Consider the following 20,837-nt stretch of genomic DNA (forward strand, 5'->3'; position numbering starts at 1 on the left):
TCCCCTGGTAGGTCTTTAACTCTTGCCAATAACGTAGGTGTTGCCACCTAAGTCTGGTAAACTCTGGACTTCTTTCAAAGCCCCCGCTATAATCGGTACTCCGATTTAGCGGCGGGTTGTTTACCTATGCGGTGAAGGCTTATCCCATGAATGTTAACATTACACCTTTGGTGATGGATGAGTTGATTCGGTTGGTGTTGCTAGCACGGGATGAGATCGAAGCAGGTATAGTTCCTCAACCCAATGATAATGCTGGAAATTGTCCTCTGCCTTACTCCGATTTCTCCAACATCACGCCCCTGGAATGTGCATCCGATGAGGCAGGTGCAGGCGGCGCCACCTCAGATAACCTTCTCTCTGGCATTGGGCGGCAATCCCTCAAGGCATTGAAGCGGCAACGGAAACGCCGTCGTGGTCGTTAATCGTAGTCTGTATTGAGTTGCAAGTTGAGCCTGAATCCCCGCAATAGAATTGCGGGGATTCAGGCTTTGTTTAATTGCAATACCCCTGAAGACTTGAAAAGTCTGGAGAAGTCTAAAGTCCTGTGGTGGGAAAAATATTGAACGATCCGGGATATTGGGCAGGAAAGGCGATTCGAGCTGCACAAAGTTGAGGGAGAGACTTGAAAATTATCGCCTCATCATATGATTGTAACCACAGCTCTGTTCCCGACTTAAATCGGATTCATCCACCCATCAAACAAGACTGATATCATGTCCTTAGGCATCGGTAGTGTATGGTGGGGGTGTGATATCATGTCCGGTTGCATAGATTGCATATAGTCGATTGTGCGAAAAGCTGTTTTTTTCCTCCCACCTGCTCACCTGCTCACCTGCTCACCTGCTTACCTGCTAGCCTAACGCTACCGATGCCTAAGGACATTATATAACTCCTGTATGTTTTACCATACCAATTTAATCACAAAAATTACCGCGTGCAGCCGGACCGAGCCAACAGTAACTACTATGCTTGATTGATTGGTTTTGAAGACATTTTTGGGAATTCGACCGCTTGCCGTTCAATTCCTTTATTACTGGTTACAGCCAGGTAAATACCGATTATGATAACAACAAAATCTACCAAATTCACCCAACTCAAAGTCTCTGCAAAAATCAGCCAAGCTAAAAAAGCAGCCACAACCGGATCTAACAGATTAATCATAGCAACAAAGCTAGAAGACAAGTATTTGATACTGTATGCAAGCATCCCATGACCGACAACAACAGTTAAACCCAAAGCAATAACAGTTAGCCAACAATTCCTAGAGTGGGGAAACCATTCATCGCCAGCGAGCAATATCACCACTCCAAACAAAAGTGTTGCAATCCTACAAACCCAATTCATGATAGTTATAACTGTTAATTGCGTCCGCATTTTTTCAACAGTCAAAAGATAAGCACTCCAGAAAACAGCGGAGAGCAAAGCCAGTAAGTCACCTTGGAGTTTAACAGAATCAATTTGTAAATCATCGAACCCCAAGACGATTGTTCCTATAGTGGCGATCGCCAGACCAGTTAAAAATTTATAATCAAAACGTTGATTAAACAGTAGCCATCCCCCCAGTGTCGTGAAAAGTGGAGTCAAGCTATGTATCAATGCTGAGTTAGCAACACTGGTCTGAGTCAGTGACACAGACCAGAAAAGCTGTGTAAAGAAGCAAAATACTGCTGCCACCACTAAAAGTAAAATTTGTTTGTTGTCGAGTGACTGCTTGATCTTGGGTTCTGCTTTGAACCAACGCTGATGCACAAGCGTAACTTCTTGCGACAGTCCCAAGATTAAGGCCGCTATCAAACAACGATTGAAACTTATAACATTGGGGCTGATTTCGATTTCACTCCATCGGACCAAGATGGGTATAATACCGAAAATCCCTAGAGCAATTAAATTAGCAATAATTGCTTTTGTTTTTTTGTCATCATACTTCAGGTTACTAATTGCTAGCTGGTTGCTCATAAAAATTTCACAAAATCCCTAGTATCTAAATATCATCTTACCCTTCTATATTCTCTGAAGCAACAATTTAGGTAAATAAAGTGAAAATAGCTATCCCTACCTATGGCGGGCACCGACGCCCACCCCACAAGAGATTGAAGGTTTTGTGGGTTGCGCCTCTCGCCATTGTTGTGAGTTTATTTATATTCACCTACTTATCGCTATCCTTGCACATTTTAAAACCCCGATCTAACATGACTCAACCATCTTCTGCCTATAATTTCATTGCATCTCATAATCAGGATGTTCAAGTTAGCCTTTACACCCTATCAAGGAATTGCTCAAAATAGCGCTCGCCTGAGTCAATAAATTTATTAATATGATGTCACCTTTCTCTGTCGGAATCGCACTGAAAATATAGAATAACATTTTTCTCAGTTGTCTGGGACGAAGCATACTTTTTGGCTAACTGGGGGAGGCACTCAATAAGTATTAACGGCTTCTGAATTATTAGGTACTCATTATATCCGTTTCCCTAGGATATATAAAAAGCATTGTCCAGTCAGATACCCATAAAAAAATTACGCTCTTATCCAGGCTAGAAAGTTAGATATGTATATAAAATAGACTCAAATCCAGCCCACTCTATATGATTAGTAATCAAGACAGGTGATAGATTGATCTAACCGGGAGCATGTCAACTTTGTAGCCGACACCCGCGCATGGTGTCGCTACACAAACAAAGCCTGCTTTGGCAGGCTTTAAAAGCTTTAGCCCGCGAAGGATGGCTCTCGTTTGTATAGCCGCACCATGCGCGGGTGTCGGCGTAAATTTACAAACCTGACATGCTCCCGATCTAACCGAACTTCCCCCATTCAAATGTAATAAAATAGCCCCAAAACATTTCCCTATAAATGGTATTATGAGTCTATTCTAATAATCGAATATTTTTAATATTTAAATTTTTTCACAGATTCCCATTATGAGATAAGTATAGCAAAAATGGGGAGAGATGGCAACCCCCTAAACGAAAAAAATCTGATTAATTTGGTAACGATTAGCTAAAAGCGGAAACAGTCTACAACTAGACGAAAACCGCAAACTGAGTAGGGGGAGATTGATATCATGTCCGGTTCTTCACCCATAGTGAGGAATGACTTGGGAGAACGGTGACACGGTGACGCTGTGAGATTTTTATTAAGGGTAATCGACCGGACATGATATGACCTCCCCACCCAGGATCTTCCTGTGGAAATTGGCAAGGAAAAGTTACGCAACGTGGATTTATAGCGGATTTCATTCGGATGAGGTACACCGCCTTTTGTGTAGCGGCACCCTTAAGGGTGCCGCTACACAAACGAAGCGATAACGCTGTACCTCACGCGGCTGCAAGCCGCTGTATGCCGTTGGGTAACCTCAGTAATGGTAGGGTGTGTTAGCCCGCAGAGTACGGCACGACACTTCCAGAAACCCGGTTTTTTGCCAAAACCGGGTTTCTAGCTGTGCTAAAAATTACCGTCCAGACTTCCTAGTATTGGTGAGAAATCGCTTGAAATAGCGAATCAGAATGGCGATTACCTCGCCCGGTTTTCCTGTCGGTTGCAGGGGACTCCATTCATCTACGTGAGCGTATCCCTTTTGATACAAGATGTGCATCTGTTCAATCACACCTTCGCGGCAACCAACGAGGATCATCCGCACTGGTTCTCGTTCGGGTAAGCTGGAATCAGCATTGGCACTTCCAGAAGCAATCGAGTCACGCACGAATTCTTCAGCCATGATATTTTCTCCTGTTTTGGGTTTTACCTGAAACAGCAAGAAGGCTCACGTCTGACCCGAAGGGCAGCGTGAGATGAATTGCGAGTGAGTCGAGGAGCGTGGTCTGACCAAATTTGAGCGCAGCGAAAACAGAGAAGACCACAGCGACGAGACGAACAAAATATTGTGTTTTCTGGAAACTTTTTCAGAATCTGTGTTATCATGAATACATAAACACGGTAATAGGTCGATGCCATGTATAGAGCGCTGTTAGTTAGAATCTATCCCACCGATGAGCAGGAATCTTATCTAGCTCAGTGTTTCGGTAATACAAGATGGTTGTGGAATTATATGCTAAATGCCACGACTAGCGCGTATCAAGAAACTGGGAAAGGACTTGTCTTCGCTGCGATGGATAAATTGCTTCCTGGATTGAAAAAAGAATTTGAATGGTTAGGACTTGCTTATAGTCAAGTATTGCAGCGAGTAACATTCAATCTTTCAAGTGCGTTTGTCAATTTCTTTGAAGGACGCGCCAAATTTCCTAGATTCAAATCAAAACACGGTAAACAGTCAATCCAGTACCCTCAAAATGTGAAGCTTATGCCACAGGACTCTGTGATTAAGTTTCCCGGTAATTTGGGGATGGTTAAAGCCGTGTTTCATCAAGAACTACCAGACGCAAAGTTCACGACGGTAACCATATCGAAAAATGCAGATGGTAGATACTACGCTTCTATTCTCTTAGATCGAACCGATAACCCGGTAGTCGCAGTTAACCAAGCTATCGGTGTTGACTTAGGACTCAAAAACTTTGCGGTAACTTCTGACGGTTCAAAATATGACCTTCCTAAGAAACAGCTAGTAAAGTTAGAGAAGAATAAAAAGCGTAAGCAAAAAAAACTAGCTAGAAAAACTGACAAGACTTCTAAAAAGCGTCTTAAGGCTAAACGTTTAGTTGCAAAAGTCTCTAGCAAAATAGCTAGAGTTAGAGAGGATTTTATACACAAGCTATCTCGCTTTCCGGGCATACGAAAACCAAGTAATTTGTGTGGAAGACTTGGCAGTTAAGAATATGGTTAAAAATCCTAACTTGGCAAAATCTATAAGTGACCAAGGGTGGGGAATGTTTTTAACTATGCTCAAATACGCTGAAAAGTTTGGTCATGTATACCAAGAGATAGGGCGTTTCTTCCCATCATCTCAACTTTGTAGCGATACTCTACTCCCAATCCCAATGTTGCAAAATGGTTATGATTCATTGGGGTTTAGGTTTGTAGATTGTCCGCACTGCCTTCATCAGCATGATAGGGACATCAATGCTGCGATAAATATTAGAAATGAGGGTTTGCGATTATGGGCGTTAGGAACTAGCGCTTCTGCCCAAGGAGGGGATGTAAGACCAAAGTCGCCAGGACGTAAAAAATCTATGGCAGCAGAGGCAATCCCCCGCGAGTTGGGAAGCCTACACTGACCCGTCAGGGCAGTGTAGGTAGTTCACTAGAAAACCCAAAAATATAGCCACCTCGCATAGGCATGTCAAAGTAGGGTGGCTGCGGAGAATGTTAAAATTCTCTATCGAGCCTCCTTACTGCCTTACACAGTGTGGGGGTTAAGCTATCCATCGCTGCTTCAACAGCTTTGGGTAGCGGAACTAGATTTTTGGGGACATCGGTTGCTTCGGTTCGCGAAAGCAATCGATACGATTGAGCATAGCTGTTTAGGGTGGGAGCGTCAAGATATGGGGTGGGGGTGGGATCGCACCCCTGAACTGCTTGAAATTTCGAGTTCGCAACATGGAACTTCGAGTTCGCAACATGGAACTTCGAGTTCGCAACATGGAACTTCGAGTTCGGAACATGGAACTTCGAGTTCGCAACATGGAACTTCGAGTTCGGAACATGAAACTTCGAGTTCGCAACATGGAACTTCGAGTTCGGAACATGAAACTTCGAGTTCAAAGTGCGATCGCTCAAATCTCGCACCTCAAGAAACCCGGTTTTTTGCAAAAAACCGGGTTTCTGCGCCAGAGTTTGCTATTAGGAAAAGGAAAAGAAGGATAAAAGGCTGAGGTTAAATGATGTCTTTCGGCACAGTTACCAGTATGCCTAATTACTGATATCATGTCCGGTAGCAAAGTTTGTGTAACTGCTAATAGCTAATCGCTGGCTCAATCAGGAAAAATACTATATTAGCAAGCTCGCAATTAGCAATTAGCCATCCATACACTACCGATACCACCTGGCATGATATAATATATCTGGCGATGGAGAAATTATGCATTAAATCTTGCAACTGCAAGGGCAAACCACCGGCAAATAAATTTCCACAGCGAGTAGCCAAAGTCGATTAAAATCGACTGATATTATTTACCAGTCCTCTTCAGAGGACTTTAGCTATTAGACAGGGAATTTATTCCCTGTCGTACCGACAACGAAGCGATTATATTTGTGTAAATTTAACACCTCATACATGCCTTTACTAACCCTTAACCCCGCTACCCGTTTCCGTCGGCACAATGTATTGCTGTACAATTAAAAACAACAGCAAAATCGGCGCCATAGAAATAACCGAACCAGCAGCAATCAAACGCCAATCTAAAACGAAAGTTCCTGCCAAAGTCGCCACTCCCAAAGGCAAAGTATAATACTCCGGACGGTCAACGACAATTAAAGGCCAAAGGAAATCGCTCCAAGAACCAATAAATACAAAAATCGCCAAAGTTACCAACGCCGGACGAATCGCGGGAAGCATAACAAACCACCAAATCCCCAATTCCGAACAGCCATCCATCCTAGCAGCTTCCTCTAATTCCTTCGGCACGCCTTGAAACGCTTGTCGCAGTAAAAAAATCCCAAAAGCCGAAGCAATTCCCGGAAAAATAATTCCCAGATAGCTATTTCTCAAACCCAGTTGCACCGTCAAAATATACAAAGGAATCATCACGATTTGGAACGGAATCATGATGGTAGAAACAATACTCGTAAAAATGATATTTTTCCCTCTAAAATCCAACCTGGCCAGCGGATAAGCCCCCAGGGAACAGAATAGCAAATTTAAACCTACAGTCAGAAAGGCAACCAGAGTACTGTTAAATAAATAAGTGGCAAACGGATTAGTTTGCCAAACCTTGATAAAATTCTCAAACGTCGGCTGACTGGGTAAAAGTTGGGGAGGAAACTGGAAAATCTCTTCCGTGGGGGACTTGAAAGAAGTACTGATAAGCCAGAATAAAGGGAAGAGCATGATTGTTGCGATCGCTGCCAACACCCCATACATTAAAATAATTTTGGATTTTGGCTCGTTCCCAGGCAGGATCCTGGGAATGCAGATGTTAGATTTCATTGCGTCACGATCAAACCAGATTCAGTACAGACACCATTTAACCGCCTATCCCATTCATCAACAGGTACTTGAGGCAAACAAGCAAAATCAAACACAATTCCAATAGTAAACTTAAACGACCACTCCGGCGAACACAACAAGCGGTCATAGAATCCGCCACCGTAACCTAACCGATATCCGCGCACATCGCAAGCAACAGCCGGAACCAGAATTAAATCCACCTCCTCCGGCTCTAAAGTCGGTGAATCTGCGTCAGGTTCAAAAATGCCATAAGCCCCGGTTAAGAGAGGTTCTCCAGGCTTCCAGCGATGCCAGACGAGAGATTTACCGTCCACACGAGGCAACCCCCACTGTTTGGTTTCTGCAAATAGGGAACTCAGATCTGGTTCTTGGCGAAAACTATAGTACGCCAGAATTGTTTTTGCTGATGAGAATAGGGGGGAAGATTGGAGGTGGAAACAGATGCGATCGCTCTTTGACCGCGATTCTTTTTCAGGCATTGATAGACGCTTTTTAAGGATACTTTGTCGTAATTCTGCTTTTTTCATCTGATTAAAATTCCAACAGAAAAACCCGTTGTTTTTCAGACAACGGGTTAATAAAATCCGCCGCAGTAAAACTAGCCTGAAACTGTAGTTTCAGAAACCTTTTGATTCACAAAAACTTCTTTCTTCCTTGCTAGCGATGCGACGGCGCGCACCGGAATTTCCCTGATTTGATGGATAATCAGATTCCAAATATATCCATATTGAGGGAAGCGCTTGAGTAGAAAAATCTCAGCAAACACGTAAAACCTTCTCGTTCTTCTATATTGGGGAGGATTATCCTCAATTCGGATTTGTTCGGGGGATGGTAACAAGTGACCAATTACCTTGCCTTTTTCATAAAATTTTGCCTGTAAAAATAGCCCCAGAAGCCTATCCAAACACCAGAAAGGAACGTACTTGAAATATCCCACCACATTCATCATGCTAGCAATTTCTTGTATCGTCTCCTGAACCATTTCATTTTTCCATACTTTCTTATCGAAATTCTCAGTATGGGGGCCGTGTTGGTCTTGTCTTCCCCTTAAAATACACAGCCAATCAAACTTATTATCCACCGGAGCGATGGGAATTTCTAACATGTACTCGTTAGTTTCTGTAAATAAATTAGAGTTCCCTTTGGCTTTGCTGCAAACTTTCAATTGCTCGATATTTGGCAGCCTCTCCCAGGGAGTTTCAAACATCCGCTTATCTCCATAATCAAAATCCTTGCGATTTAGCCGCATCACCCAGCTATCTGGAAATCTCTTGTAATACTCGACGGCTATTTCTGCTATATCAGGATTGAGATATTCGTCGCAATTAATTGTCAAAACATAAGTCCCCCTTGCATTCAAAAGCCCCGTAAGCCGTTGGATAATTTCTCCTTTAAAAGGGCTGTTAATCTGCTGCAAGCGAGGATCTTCAATTGGATGCTTGCTGAGTCCTGGTGGATGAACCACAATCAACTCTACATCTCCTTTTATCTTCACTAGCTCTCGAATCCAATTTTCGGGAAATCCTGGTCTTGTCGGACTAACGATTGATAAGATAGGTTTTGTCATTTTCTCTCCAAATACCCTTGTTTTACAAAGATTTCTGACTCTACACCGCCGCTCAACTTAGATATAACTTTGCCCTCTACTTGCAGTTTTTCTGGCAGCTATTTAGCACAATTTTTCTCAAATACTAGATATATAAATTATCATATATTTTACTCAAATAATTGTCAAGCAACTGAATAACTTCTTTAATATTTTGAGGTTGGATTAACCGGAAGTTTATGAAATTTTTGCTCCCAGGCATAGCGACTTTTTATAGCGGTTTGCATCTTGGTAGAATACAACAGCGGTTAGAGGCGCACTGCTGTGCGCCCCTACAGCAATAAACCGCTGGCAAAAGTATCAAACCCGCCAGGGAATAAATTCCAAGGGCTTTTAGCGAACGTCCGTTTTAACGGACAGTTTTGATTGCATTTAGTCGGTTTTAACCGACTTGTAGAGACGTTACATGTAACGTCTCTACAATCCGGAAATTTATTTCCGGGCGGGTTTGATACTTTTGCCAACGGTCTAATAGACAACTACTGTATTCCACCAAGTCACAAACCGCTATAAACTTAGTAAAAACCCGTTTTCTTAAAGAAAACGGGTTGTTCAAACCCATGAATTTGCCACACCTATTCAGCCTGCTGACGATACCACTCAATAGTATTCTTCAGCCCTTCCTGAAAGCCCACTTGAGCAGTGAAACCAAACTTTTCCTTTGCCCGTTCCGTATCTAAACAACGACGGGGTTGCCCATTTGGTTTATCAGTTTCCCAGACAATTTCACCCTCAAAACCCATCAAGTCGCAGATTGTTTCCACCAAATCTTTGATGGTAATTTCATAACCCGTTCCCAAATTAACTGGGTCAGATTCGTTGTAAAATTGGGTAGCCATAACAATACCCCGCGCTGCGTCAGTCGAGTAAAGAAACTCGCGGCTGGGAGTGCCATCGCCCCAAACGGGTAAATGCTTGTCTCCCCGCTGCTGTGCTTCGTAAACCTTGCGAATTAACGCCGGAATCACGTGAGAACTTCTGGGGTCAAAATTATCTTCAGGGCCGTATAAGTTTACCGGCAAAAGGTAAACGCCGTTAAAACCGTACTGCTGTCGGTAAGATTGGAGTTGGACTAACAAGGCTTTTTTGGCAATGCCGTAGGGAGCATTAGTTTCTTCCGGATAGCCATTCCAGAGGTCATCTTCTTTGAACGGCACCGGAGTAAATTTGGGATAGGCGCAGATAGTGCCGACGCAGACGAATTTTTGGACGCCTGTTTGATAGGCGGAGTGAATTAGCTGAACGCCCATCATCAGGTTGTCGTAGAATAGTTCGGCTGGCTTTTCCCGGTTTAGACCAATACCGCCGACATGTGCTGCTAGGTGGATAATGATATCCTGTTGATCGGCGGCGCGCTGACAAGCTGCGAGACTTCGCAGATCGAAATCGCGCGATCTCGGCACCGTAATCTTGTTAGGATCGGCTCCCGATAAGAGCAATTGCTTCACCACCTGGCGGCCTAAAAACCCAGCCCCACCAGTGACCAAAATCCGTTTATCTTTTAAGTCCAGTCCTGTCATTATCTTGATCCTCACCTGTTGGGGCTTTATTCTATTAAGGCATTGAGCTGCTTACTTGTTGACGGATGGTAGCAATATCAACGAATTTTGCCCCATTCCCGTTTGGTAAAGTTAGCCCCAAAGCCTGTAAGTCTGCTTCCACCATTAAGGCAACTAATTCTGGAAATGTAACGCTAGGTTCCCAACCTAACTTCTGCTTCGCCTTAGTCGGGTCGCCAATTAATAAATCTACTTCAGCGGGGCGCAGATAGCGCTCGTCAAACTCCACATACTCGTGCCAATCTAAATTGACGTAAACAAAAGCCAAATCTAGAAACTCTCTAATCGAGTGAGTTTCGCCCGTAGCAATCACGTAATCGTCAGGCCGATCTTGCTGTAACATCAACCACATTGCCCGCACGTAATCTTTAGCATAGCCCCAATCCCGCTTGGAATCGAGATTGCCCATGTAAAGTTTTTTCTGCTTTCCTGCTAGAATCCGCGCCACTGCACGGGTAATCTTGCGAGTCACAAACGTTTCGCCCCGGCGCGGCGATTCGTGGTTAAACAATATACCGTTACAGGCAAACAGGCCGTAAGACTCGCGATGATTTACAGTTTGCCAGTGACCGTAAACCTTAGCGCAAGCGTAGGGACTGCGGGGATAAAACGGCGTCGTTTCCTTCTGGGGAATTTCCTGTACCTTACCGAACATCTCAGAAGAACCCGCTTGATAGAACCGCACCTCAATACCAGTGCGCTGCTGGTAGTCCCGAATCGCTTCTAGAAGGCGCAGCACCCCCATCCCCACCGTATCAGCCGTATATTCCGGGGAATCAAAACTAACGCGCACGTGGGATTGAGCGCCTAAATTGTAAATTTCTACAGGTTTTACTTCTTCCAGAATGCGGCGCAGCGTCACCCCATCCGTCAAATCGCCGTAGTGCAGAAACAACCGCGCCGCCTCATTGTGAGGATCTACATAGATATGGTCGATCCGGTCGGTATTAAACGTCGAAGTCCGCCGGATAATACCATGAACCTCATAACCTTGCTCGAGCAAAAACTCGCTTAAGTAAGAACCGTCTTGACCTGTAATTCCGGTAATCAGCGCTCGTTTCCGTTGTGTCATTGTCCGTATTCCTTTATAGTCTGTGAAATATTGGGGTAGGCGACATCTGCTGCTCTGCTCGCGACTGACTGGTAACCAGATAGGCACGAGTATAGGTGAGAACTGGGTGGCTCGCCTACGTAAAAACCCCGATCCAACCCCTGGGGATTCCTTTAGTCCTTTCCTAAGTTAACCCATACTACTGTGGCAAATTATCAAGAAACGATGTATTCTTTGCAAAAACTTTGCCTACCCGGTCGAGTTGTCAACATACCGCTGGCAGAATCAGGGGATGGGCAATCAACCTACCCTACTCTACCTTACGCAATAGGCTACGCCAGCAATAGCACGCGATTCTCCTGCACCCGGTCATATCATGTCCGTTTGATTACCCATAGTTAGGACTGACGCTCGCTCCGCGGGGACACTCTGACGCTCTGAGTTTTAATTATGGGTGAAAAGCCTGACATCATATCAGCGATCGCGCGCTACACCCCAAGGCAATTGAGCTTGGTAAGCGCTTACCCCCGCAGCTTTACGCCTAAAAGCCCTTATAGATCAGTCCGCTCTAACCCCGTGTCAAAAGATCGGCGTAACCGCGTAAGACTTTAGTCTCACGAATGTTTTTTTGGTGAAGGTTCAGGAAACCTTGCTATTAACCTGGGAATCAACTCAGATTTGGTCATGCCTCGGATGGTGGCTGCCTATAAGCTCAATTGGCGCATCTCATATTCAGAAACTTTAACATCAATCCTCAAATTTTTCATAATTTTGTCCGCGTCAACGACCACATTTTGAAACACTTAAGAGTAAGTTGGCAGCGTATCGAACATGGGAAGAGCAAAGCACGTCACGTTTGCAGGACTCACGACCTGGTGGCCTATGAAGACTTAAGCGTGAGCAACATGGTCAAAAATCATTCCCCCGCCTTCGGCACCCCCCTGATTAAGGGGGGTTGGGGGGGATGGGATGCTGGTTGGACGCAGTTTCGGCAGTGGATTGAGCATAATGCTTGCAAGTATGACCGGATTGCTGTTGCTGTCAAACCACACTATACAAGCCAAAAATGCAGTAAATGTGGGACAGTCGTGAAAAAGTCTGTGTCAACTCGTACCCATGTTTGTAAGTGTGGGTGCCAGCTACACAGAGACACCAACGCGGCGAAAAATATTTTAAATCTTGCTGGAGCAAGCTAGGGACGGACAGTCCCAAAGTAACAGGATCCGGACTTGGAGCCTCTACTTTAGTTGGTGAAAACCAGAAGCGAGCAAGTTTCGAGGATGATATCATGTCCGGTCGATTACCCATAATTAGGAGTAGGGAACATTATTAACGTTATCTGTTTGTCCGAGATATCTATGATGTTCCCTACGCAACGACGCGGTGAGGTTTTTTTATTATGGGCAATTCAACGGACATGATATGAGTACAGAATCCCCGCGTCAAAAGACCGGGGAGTGTCAATCCTAGTAAGCACCGTTGTTATTCGGAAAAATAACAACGCCAAGGGTTTTGATAATTATCCACAAATCCAGCCAAAAATTGCGGAAATTGACATAATAAACGTCGATTTTGACCCGGCGTTCGTAGGGAATATCATTCCGCCCAGAAACTTGCCACAATCCTGTAATTCCTGGCTTAATTGTCAGAACTTTATCCATGTGATTTCCGTACATGTAAAGCTCATCAGGGACTAAAGGCCGAGGCCCAACAACGCTCATGTCTCCCGTTAAAACATTCCAAAACTGGGGGAATTCATCGAGGCTGGTCACGCGCAAAAATCGACCAATCCAAGTGATTCTAGGGTCGTTTTTGAGCTTGAAATTATCTGCAAATTCTTGCCGCAGTGCCTGGTCTTTTTCCATCATTTGCCGCAGAACTTCGTCGGCATTGACAATCATGGTTCTGAATTTAATACAACCGAAGCGCTTGTAATTTCTACCCACCCGTTCCTGCACGTAAAAAATTGGGCCGGGTGAACTAATCGCAATCAGTAACGCTAACACCAGATAAATCGGCGAAAATAAGATCAGAACTGACAAGGAAAACAAGATATCAAACAGTCGCTTGGCAACATCTAAACGAGGTAAAGCTGTTTTTCTGCCTTCAAGCAACAGTGGCTCTAAGCCACGTTTCCTCTTCGCCTGTAACAGCTTGCCGGACGGGCTAGTGGCTGTCATTTTACTCCTTACACTACTTCACACCACACACAGGAAAGATCATAAAGCCAATAGCCGCTTTCGCCCTAATATCGCCCTAAAAGCGATGGCAATTTGGTAATAGGAGAGCCAGAGGAAAGCGCTATAGGCAGAGGGAGACGGGGCTATTGCCCCTACTACCTGCTATGATTTGGACTTTGAAGCTAACTCGAAAGTTTCAAGCGAGACTGAAACTTTTGATCGCAGCTCTCTACAAAAGCAAGGTAACGTTGTTTAAAGATTGTAGGGGCAAATGAACAGGCTTGCGATCTCGCCCATTCCGCCTTAAACTTCCCTCGATACCCCTCAAACGCCTCCACCGCTTCCACCAAAGCCGCTTCCGTCTGCAAAGGAAACAACAATCCCGTGGCGCTATCTGGGTGTTGCCGAATATCCCGCACCGTTTCTAACGCTCCTCCAGCACCGTAGGCGATAACTGGTGTACCGCAAGCTTGAGCTTCTACCAAAGCAATGCCAAAATCCTCGCAGGCGGCATAGATAAAAGCTTTCGCCTGGGACATGTATTGCTCCACAACCGCATCTGGCTGCGCTCCCAGCACCTGCACGTTCGGTTTCGCCAATTGGCGAATCATCTCCCATTGTGGCCCAGTGCCAATCACTACCAACGGGCGTCCCATCTGATTAAACGCCTTGACAATTAAATCGACTTGCTTGTAACTCACCAAGCGAGAAACGGTAAGGTAAAAATCTTCTTTCTTCTCCTGAAAGGGAAATCGGTCGATATTCACTGGCGGATAAATTACCTCTGCTTCGCGGCGGTAACAGCGCCAGATGCGAGCCGCCGTATGCTTAGAATTGGCGATAAAGTAATCCACCCGATTAGCCGTCAGTGCATCCCACTGACGCAGTCGATGCAGCAAATACCGCGTCAGAATGCCTTGGACGCCTCGACCCATTAAACTGCTGTCTAGGTAATCAAACGTCAAGTCCCAAGCAAAGCGCATGGGAGCATGGCAGTAACAAATATGCAACTGGTACGGAGTCGTCAGCACTCCTTTGGCTACCGTGTGGGAAGACGAGAGAATGACATCATATTGCCGCAAATCCAACTGTTCGATCGCTAGGGGCAACAAGGGCAGGTATTTTTGCACACCATTGCGGGCTAAGGGAAAGTGTTGCAGAAAGGTTGTGCCAATCTCACGCTGGAATAGATAGCTATCTTGGTTGGTAGATTCAAAGTCGATTAGGGCATAAACGTCTGCATCGATGTGATTTAAAATTTCCCGCACTACCAGTTCTGAACCGCCGGTAGCTTTGGGCGTCAACCACTCGTGGACAAGAGCATACTTTCGCTGCACGGGTTTTATACCATTTGAAATTTTAGATTTTAGATTAAAAAAGCTGGAGAAAATTCTCCAGCCTGGGAAAATTTGATAGTAGGGGCCTTCCGTCAGCGGTCAATCGCCAAAAATAACTTTGCCAGCTTTCGCTGGCAACTAACACAAGCCATAAAACAGTGCTTGTGGGGCAGGAAATCTTTTACAATAGTCTGACCCCTGACGGAAGGCTTAGCCTGCAAAAGGCGATATTGCAGGTTATTTTAGCCTTCTATTTTCAGGGAGTTAGGAGGGGGATTGTGTTGAGAAATCACCTCTAGGGATTGGTTGTTTGAGCTGCCAAACGCTGCTTCAACTCTTCTAACGCTTGCGCCCAACGGGGATCGGGTTGAACCGCATCAGAAGAAGTGCTGGTTGAGGTGCTGCTACCGCTGGGACGGCGAGACTTTTTATTACGACGGCTGCTGCCACCGCCACCGCCACCGCCACCGCCACCGCCAGAACTGCTGGTGCTGGGGGTGGGGCTGTTTGATGGGCGATCGCTAACTGGCTTTGCTTCCTCCTCCCCTTGTTGACCTTTAGCGCGAGGCAATGCCTTTTCAATTTTGATGGCGCTGTCTCGGAAAACAAAGCCGTTGAACTTTTCAATGAATTGATCCGCCTGTTCGTCATTGGGTACGGTGACGAAACCGAAACCCCTGCATTTGCCGGTTTTGCGGTCTTTAATCAACTTGGTCGAGATATTGTTACCCGCCTCAGCGAAAACCGCTTGCAGTTCGGTGCGATCGATTTCTTCTTTAGGCAGATTGCCTACGTAAAGACGAATGGACATAACGAAGATACCTCCAGATAGGGATTGAAAAAAACTTAGTTGCCAGCGCCCACAACAGCTTTGGCTGAGGACAAACCCGATTTACACTTGCCGCAACAAACCACTCGTTGTATTCCTCTAGCCAATTACCACCACACAGATCGCTGCCTGAAAAAACGCTGTTTAATATTGAAAGCCTAAGATGTTTTGCCTGACTTTCAAGCATAAGACTCGTGAGTAGGCACAGAAAAGTCAGGTTTCTTGTCTTTATTTCGGTGGCTTTAGATGTTGACACTAATAATTAAAATATCACGGCATTGGTTAGGAAACCAGTTCTCAGGATAGATTTCAACTTTATCTGTCACTGCGGGGGGTAGATCCCAGTTGTAACACTTGCCGCCATCTTCTGGTGTCTCCTGCAGATGGCTCTTCGATACATCCAGGTAAACAAAAACCAGCCCCCGCTGTGGCTGGTTGAGCTTTTGCTGTGTTGGGAGGAGGAAAACCTGATACCAAGACTGTGCTGGACAACTGCCTGGCGCCGCGTCTGGATCAAATCTTTATGTAAATAAATGTAACAAATACCGCGATAAATTGCAACATTTTTTTACATAACTCGGCTCCCAGGGGAGCAGGGGAAATCGGTCATAAAGCAGTTGTGATGTGGTTCGGCTACTAGAACCCACCTTTCAAGATGATGTAAGCTGCCACAACAGCAGAGCCGGTGGCTAAAATCGTAGACCAGATTGGATGACCGCTGGGACTGGTTTTGCCGTTAGAGGTGGCGATCGCTTCAATATCGATCCAGGGGGTAGCGCCGCGGCGAAACCAGCCGGATACTGTAACCGAGCGGTTGATTAAATGACTGGGACGGTTTGTTCCCAGGATGATATTCCCTATGGGGCCAAGCCAAGAAAGGTAGTGTAGTTTAACCAATCCCGCACCCGATTGTAAAATTAAGTCTTGTCCCAGCCAGTTGGCGATACCGGGACGCCCCAAGAGCTTTCCGGGAAAACGCACAGGCTGGCTATCTATCGGTAGGGCATCTGGATCGCCTAGGAGGTCTGGCAAAGTGGTTTCATCGGCTCTGGTAGAAGGCGTGATATCGGGAAAGAAAGAATTAATGCGGATTAAAGTGCCGATACTAAACCCAGATAGTACAAATCCCCGGAGAAACCACCAGTAATCATTCAAAAGCCAGGATAGTAGCCGGATTCTTGCTAAACTCCCAACTTCGCCCAAGAGCCAGAGTAACGCTCCCAGAATTAAACCGATTAAAATGCCAAAATAGGGGGCGGCTTGTAGTCGGAATGCTGAGTTAGGGCGAGCCTTTTCTGTTGGGGAACTGAAGTCAAGCTCGGTTTCGAGTTTCCAGTGACGGGCGTAGCGGGATAATAATTGTAAGCGATCGCCCGTTAAAGGATGAGAATTGTTCAAAGCCAGCCATCGGCTGTAAGGATTGAGAACATCCCAAGCCAGCACGGGTTCAAAGGCAGTATAAGCGTGAACGCTACCCAAACTAATTGCCTGCCGATATCCCAAAGGCATCAACAGGTCAAAGCCTTCCAAAAGCCAGGTGGTTTTGCCTTGTTGCTCGATATCTTTGGCAATGCCAATGGCAATTTTAAGTATGGCGCGACTCAGTCCGTTGGGATTCCCGGTAACATCGCAGGAGAAGCGATCGCTAAAATAAATCCTAATTCTGGATAACCATACCAAAGGCCACCGCAGCAGCCAATAGATAGCATAAGCGATTTGGGCGATCGCCCCCGTTGTTCCCCGCAAAATTGGCCCTTCCCACTGTTCTCCCCATTCAGCAACTAGCCTGTATATCGTATAAGGAATTTGGGCAACCAGAACGCCCAGTGACATCAGCACAAAATCCCAGCGCCGGATCTGCCCCATTTCAGCGGCGTATATAGCACCAATTTCGTCATCTGTCAACTGTTCTAACAATCCTTTACTGACTACAATGCGAGCCGTATTGGGTAGATTGCCATAGGTGAGCGCCAAGGGGGCATCTGTCGGTAAAATGCCTAACTTCGGTACGGGGATGCGGCGTTCGCGGGAGAGGCGTTGCAGGACTCTAGCGGCTTCCTGGCTGTGGGTTTTGAGTGTTTCCACGGACAAAGGCTTGTTACCGTAAAACAGCTTTAGCAGTCCATCGATTAACCAAGGAGACAGCACCAGCAGTATTGCCAACCCGATCAGTATGGGTAAAGTGGGTTGGTAGTAGAAGCCGTAGAAAGCTTGAATTGGTTCTAAATAAGGCAGCTTAACGAATAAATCATTTGTAACCGCAGCGCCGAACTGGAGGATCAGACGAAGCATCCAAAATAGAGCGATCGCAGTTACAATCTGCACTCCCCACAATTGAGTCAGATCCGGTTTAAACCCAACATTAACAGGCAACGGCTGCCATCGCTGCGCTCTTTGGGCTTGTCGCCAAGTATGGGGCTGTGGGGAGTAAGATGTAGAGTTCCTAGAAGAAGATATTGAACTAGCGGGACGGGAGGATGCTTCTTTTGACGCGAGGACGCTGGAAGGTTCTGGCGCAGGAACATTCCTACTGACTGTATCTTTTTTGCTCTTCTGCTCGCCAACAGGGGCGGGTTTAGTTAAATTGTCGCTCTTAGTTGTCAAATTATTGGTAAAACCCGTCCCTACAGCGCTCCCCTGCTCCCCTGCTCTCCCGCCGTCCTGCTCCCCTGCTTTACCCAGGGGGGGAATGACTTGCCTATTTTTTTGAGGCGGTATATTTTCCAGCGGGACAAATCCGCTAACTTCTGTAGTTTGCTTAGAAGATGGCTGGTTTGTTTGGGGTGTCTGGTCTAAGGGGACAAATCCGGTAGGATTTTCTGTGGGTGTAGTCTTGACAGATGTTGAATTATGTGTAATTTCTGCTAGTTTATTATCTGCCCATTGTTTGACTTGGGGATTGGTGCTAGTAGTCAGATGCTGACAGAGAGCGATCCCTTGTTGCACCTTACCGCTGTTACTGTAAGCAACGACCAACCCCATCTGAGCGCGTTCAATGGTGGTTGGGTCTATTTCTATATCGCAGACGCTTTCTAGGTGAGCGATCGCGCTGTTGTAATCTCCCTTCTTCAAAGCTGCCAGTCCAGCCTCAACAGAAGAGTCAGGCAGTGAGGTCATGGCTAGTCTTCCACTCGACTTGTAATAAAGATACCCATACCTCAGCTGTTAGCCATCAGCAAAGCCAAAACTGATAAGTGACTTGCGGCACAAAGATCTATTTAGGTCGAGTCAAGCACCAAGTTACAAACCCAGCGGCTAAAGCAGCACAAACACTAATCAGAAGGGAAAAGAAGAAGGGATGGACGGTATTAAGATTTGTAGTTAGTTGGAAGCTGAGCTTTTTTTCAATTAGCGAGTAAGGGTTGCTGGAAACAACTATTCCGCCGGTAGCGAGTCCCGTACCGACGATTTGGATGGTGCGTTCTAGGCGGCGATCGCTTTCGGCTTGTTCTGTTTCTACTACGCCTCGAATTGTATCAACCATCTGCCCAAATAATTCTTGACCTGGGGAAAGGTAATCGAGATCGATTTGAATTTGGTTTTGCCATTGGTTACAGCTACGAGCGAGAAAATATTGCCAAAATTGCGGAACATCGCCGATGGCTTTGATTTTTTATAGGCAATTTTCATAGTTTTTGATGTTAGTATTAATTGCCGTATAGTGTGCTTTTATGTCTCCCTGGCAGCGATTATAATCCACAGCATCTAATGGCAGTTTTGTCAATTGTTCTTTGAGGGTTTTTAGGCGAGTTTTTGGGTCAGAAATTTGGCTGGGCAAGTCTCGCATTTGTTGGTCTAGCTGGGCGTATAGTTTTCGTGCTTCGGGATAGCGTTTCCTAGCTTGGTGATTGATGCAGAGGATTTTATGGCGACATAACATCAAATTTAGCAGCCAGTCGTAGGCTTGTCCTGCTTTGGTTAAGGTGTCAGCTTGATTGTTATTTAACGATATGAGAATTTGACATTGTTTTGCTGGATTTTGGGGGTCGTTGGGGTCGATGGTTTGGTATTCAAATAAGGAACTGCCAAACAGATTGCCTGGATTGACTAAAATTGGATTTAAGTTGGTTCCTGCTAGCAATGCTGTGGCAAATTTATCGGCTAGTTGCTGACAGTTTTCACTGGGGTCTACTTCTCCATAAATCCAGATTGTTTGTCCGAGAGACGCTTGAATTGAGTCAGGTAGGAGGGAAGCGGGTTGAAAAAGTTGCAGTTGCGGTACGTCAATTGAAATTTGGTCTGATTCTGGGAACAAAGTGAGGTCAACCGCGTAGGTATCGTGGAGGCGAAAGGGCTGAAGATTGCCTTGAATTTTAAAGCCTTCTGTGGTGGAAATGCTGCCTAAATCGATGCTGCCAAAATCGGTCAGCCATTCGCTTTGTCGTCCTTGTTCGCGGTTGGGTTCGTACTTGCCGTTTTGGTAACAAATTAGTTTTGATCTTAAATCTTTTAAACCAATAAATGGTAACGAAATCGTACCCAATTTGGTTATATTTTCCCATACAAGGTTAGCATTCGCATCAACTTCATTAGCAAAATCGGTGAGGGTGTGGCGCAGGTGAAAGGCATAGAGACTGATGGTGAAATTTTTCATGGTTGCTGTTGGGTTATAACTGTTATTTTTGATAAAATAATCCCAGATCTTGCCGGGACACGGCATTCAAAATTTTCTCGGATGACCGAAACCTATCAGATGCCGTGTCCCTACATTGTAAAATCTCTCCTTTGTTAATCGATAAAAACCCAGGGACAATTGTGATGGATACAATTCCAGATCTTGCCGGGACACGGCATTCAAAATTTTCTCGGATGACCGAAACCTATCAGATGCCGTGTCCCTACATTGTAAAATCTCTCGTTTATTAATCGATAAAAACCCAGGGACAATTGTGATGGAAGCCATTCTATATCTTGCCGGGACACGGCATTCAAAATTTTCTCGGATGACCGAAACCTATCAGATGCCGTGTCCCTACATTGTAAAATCTCTGCTTTGTTAACCAACAAAAATCCAGCGACAATTGTGGTGGATACAATTCCAGATCTTGCCGGGACACGGCATTCAAAATTTTCTCGGATGACCGAAAGATATCAGATGCCGTGTCCCTACATTGTAAAATCTCTCGTTTATTAATCGATAAAAACCCAGGGACAATTGTGATGGAAGCCATTCTATATCTTGCCGGGACACGGCATTCAAAATTTTCTCGGATGAC

17 protein-coding genes and 1 pseudogene are annotated in these 20,837 nt (G+C 45.4%); 5 read left to right on the forward strand and 13 right to left on the reverse strand.

Annotated elements, in window-relative coordinates:
• Window positions 1-146: 146 nt before the first annotated feature.
• Complete coding sequence (locus MiSe_RS38590; RefSeq protein ID WP_226590632.1) at window positions 147-422, forward strand: hypothetical protein; 276 nt, start codon at window positions 147-149, stop codon at window positions 420-422.
• 541 nt (window positions 423-963) lie between these two features.
• Here MiSe_RS38590 and MiSe_RS38595 read toward each other — a convergent pair.
• Complete coding sequence (locus MiSe_RS38595) at window positions 964-1,956, reverse strand: DMT family transporter (RefSeq protein ID WP_226590635.1); 993 nt, start codon at window positions 1,954-1,956, stop codon at window positions 964-966.
• A 1,491-nt stretch (window positions 1,957-3,447) separates the two neighbouring features.
• On the reverse strand, window positions 3,448-3,714 hold the full coding sequence (locus MiSe_RS38600) for a peptide ABC transporter substrate-binding protein (protein WP_226590638.1): 267 nt from the start codon (window positions 3,712-3,714) through the stop codon (window positions 3,448-3,450).
• 234 nt (window positions 3,715-3,948) lie between these two features.
• On the opposite strand from MiSe_RS38600, the pseudogene MiSe_RS38605 reads away from it, so the two are divergent.
• Window positions 3,949-5,167 (forward strand): annotated as a pseudogene (locus MiSe_RS38605) (RNA-guided endonuclease InsQ/TnpB family protein).
• Between the two features lie 322 nt (window positions 5,168-5,489).
• Entirely contained in the window at window positions 5,490-5,756 is a 267-nt protein-coding gene (locus MiSe_RS38610; RefSeq protein ID WP_226590640.1) for a hypothetical protein, read from the forward strand.
• A gap of 418 nt (window positions 5,757-6,174) precedes the next feature.
• Here MiSe_RS38610 and MiSe_RS38615 read toward each other — a convergent pair whose 3' ends face one another.
• From MiSe_RS38615 to gmd, 5 genes are all read right to left on the reverse strand, one after another.
• Window positions 6,175-6,972 (reverse strand): carbohydrate ABC transporter permease, encoded by a 798-nt coding sequence (locus MiSe_RS38615; protein WP_226590669.1) that lies wholly within the window; start codon window positions 6,970-6,972, stop codon window positions 6,175-6,177.
• Between the two features lie 62 nt (window positions 6,973-7,034).
• The gene (locus MiSe_RS38620) at window positions 7,035-7,586 is read right to left on the reverse strand and encodes a 5-formyltetrahydrofolate cyclo-ligase (RefSeq protein ID WP_226590643.1); all 552 of its coding nucleotides are present in this window, start codon (window positions 7,584-7,586) and stop codon (window positions 7,035-7,037) included.
• 71 nt (window positions 7,587-7,657) lie between these two features.
• Entirely contained in the window at window positions 7,658-8,626 is a 969-nt protein-coding gene (locus tag MiSe_RS38625; RefSeq protein WP_226590645.1) for a glycosyltransferase family protein, read from the reverse strand.
• 614 nt (window positions 8,627-9,240) lie between these two features.
• Entirely contained in the window at window positions 9,241-10,185 is a 945-nt protein-coding gene (locus tag MiSe_RS38630) for a GDP-L-fucose synthase family protein (protein ID WP_226590648.1), read from the reverse strand.
• Between the two features lie 34 nt (window positions 10,186-10,219).
• Entirely contained in the window at window positions 10,220-11,296 is a 1,077-nt protein-coding gene (gene gmd, locus MiSe_RS38635; RefSeq protein ID WP_226590651.1) for a GDP-mannose 4,6-dehydratase, read from the reverse strand.
• A 695-nt stretch (window positions 11,297-11,991) separates the two neighbouring features.
• Between gmd and MiSe_RS38640 the strand changes: the two genes are divergently transcribed.
• Window positions 11,992-12,471 (forward strand): zinc ribbon domain-containing protein, encoded by a 480-nt coding sequence (locus MiSe_RS38640; protein WP_307731626.1) that lies wholly within the window; start codon window positions 11,992-11,994, stop codon window positions 12,469-12,471.
• A gap of 270 nt (window positions 12,472-12,741) precedes the next feature.
• On the opposite strand, the gene MiSe_RS38645 is transcribed toward MiSe_RS38640, so the two are convergent.
• From MiSe_RS38645 to MiSe_RS38670, 6 genes are all read right to left on the reverse strand, one after another.
• Window positions 12,742-13,455, reverse strand: coding sequence for an undecaprenyl-phosphate galactose phosphotransferase family protein (locus MiSe_RS38645; RefSeq protein ID WP_226590653.1), 714 nt, complete (start codon window positions 13,453-13,455; stop codon window positions 12,742-12,744).
• Between the two features lie 182 nt (window positions 13,456-13,637).
• Complete coding sequence (locus tag MiSe_RS38650; protein WP_226590656.1) at window positions 13,638-14,792, reverse strand: glycosyltransferase; 1,155 nt, start codon at window positions 14,790-14,792, stop codon at window positions 13,638-13,640.
• A gap of 295 nt (window positions 14,793-15,087) precedes the next feature.
• A complete protein-coding gene (locus MiSe_RS38655) occupies window positions 15,088-15,603 on the reverse strand; it encodes an RNA recognition motif domain-containing protein (RefSeq protein WP_226590657.1) in 516 nt (171 codons plus the stop codon).
• A gap of 654 nt (window positions 15,604-16,257) precedes the next feature.
• Complete coding sequence (locus tag MiSe_RS38660) at window positions 16,258-18,738, reverse strand: M48 family metalloprotease (protein WP_226590659.1); 2,481 nt, start codon at window positions 18,736-18,738, stop codon at window positions 16,258-16,260.
• A gap of 97 nt (window positions 18,739-18,835) precedes the next feature.
• A complete protein-coding gene (locus tag MiSe_RS38665; protein ID WP_226590661.1) occupies window positions 18,836-19,105 on the reverse strand; it encodes a hypothetical protein in 270 nt (89 codons plus the stop codon).
• A gap of 129 nt (window positions 19,106-19,234) precedes the next feature.
• Complete coding sequence (locus MiSe_RS38670) at window positions 19,235-20,281, reverse strand: hypothetical protein (RefSeq protein WP_226590663.1); 1,047 nt, start codon at window positions 20,279-20,281, stop codon at window positions 19,235-19,237.
• Window positions 20,282-20,319: 38 nt separating this feature from the next.
• Here MiSe_RS38670 and MiSe_RS38675 point away from each other — a divergent pair, with 38 nt between their 5' ends.
• Window positions 20,320-20,487, forward strand: a complete 168-nt coding sequence (locus tag MiSe_RS38675; protein ID WP_226590666.1) for a hypothetical protein — start codon at window positions 20,320-20,322, stop codon at window positions 20,485-20,487.
• Window positions 20,488-20,837 lie beyond the last annotated feature (350 nt).

It is taken from the genome of Microseira wollei NIES-4236 (genome assembly GCF_020521235.1).
Taxonomy (GTDB): domain Bacteria; phylum Cyanobacteriota; class Cyanobacteriia; order Cyanobacteriales; family Aerosakkonemataceae; genus Microseira; species Microseira wollei.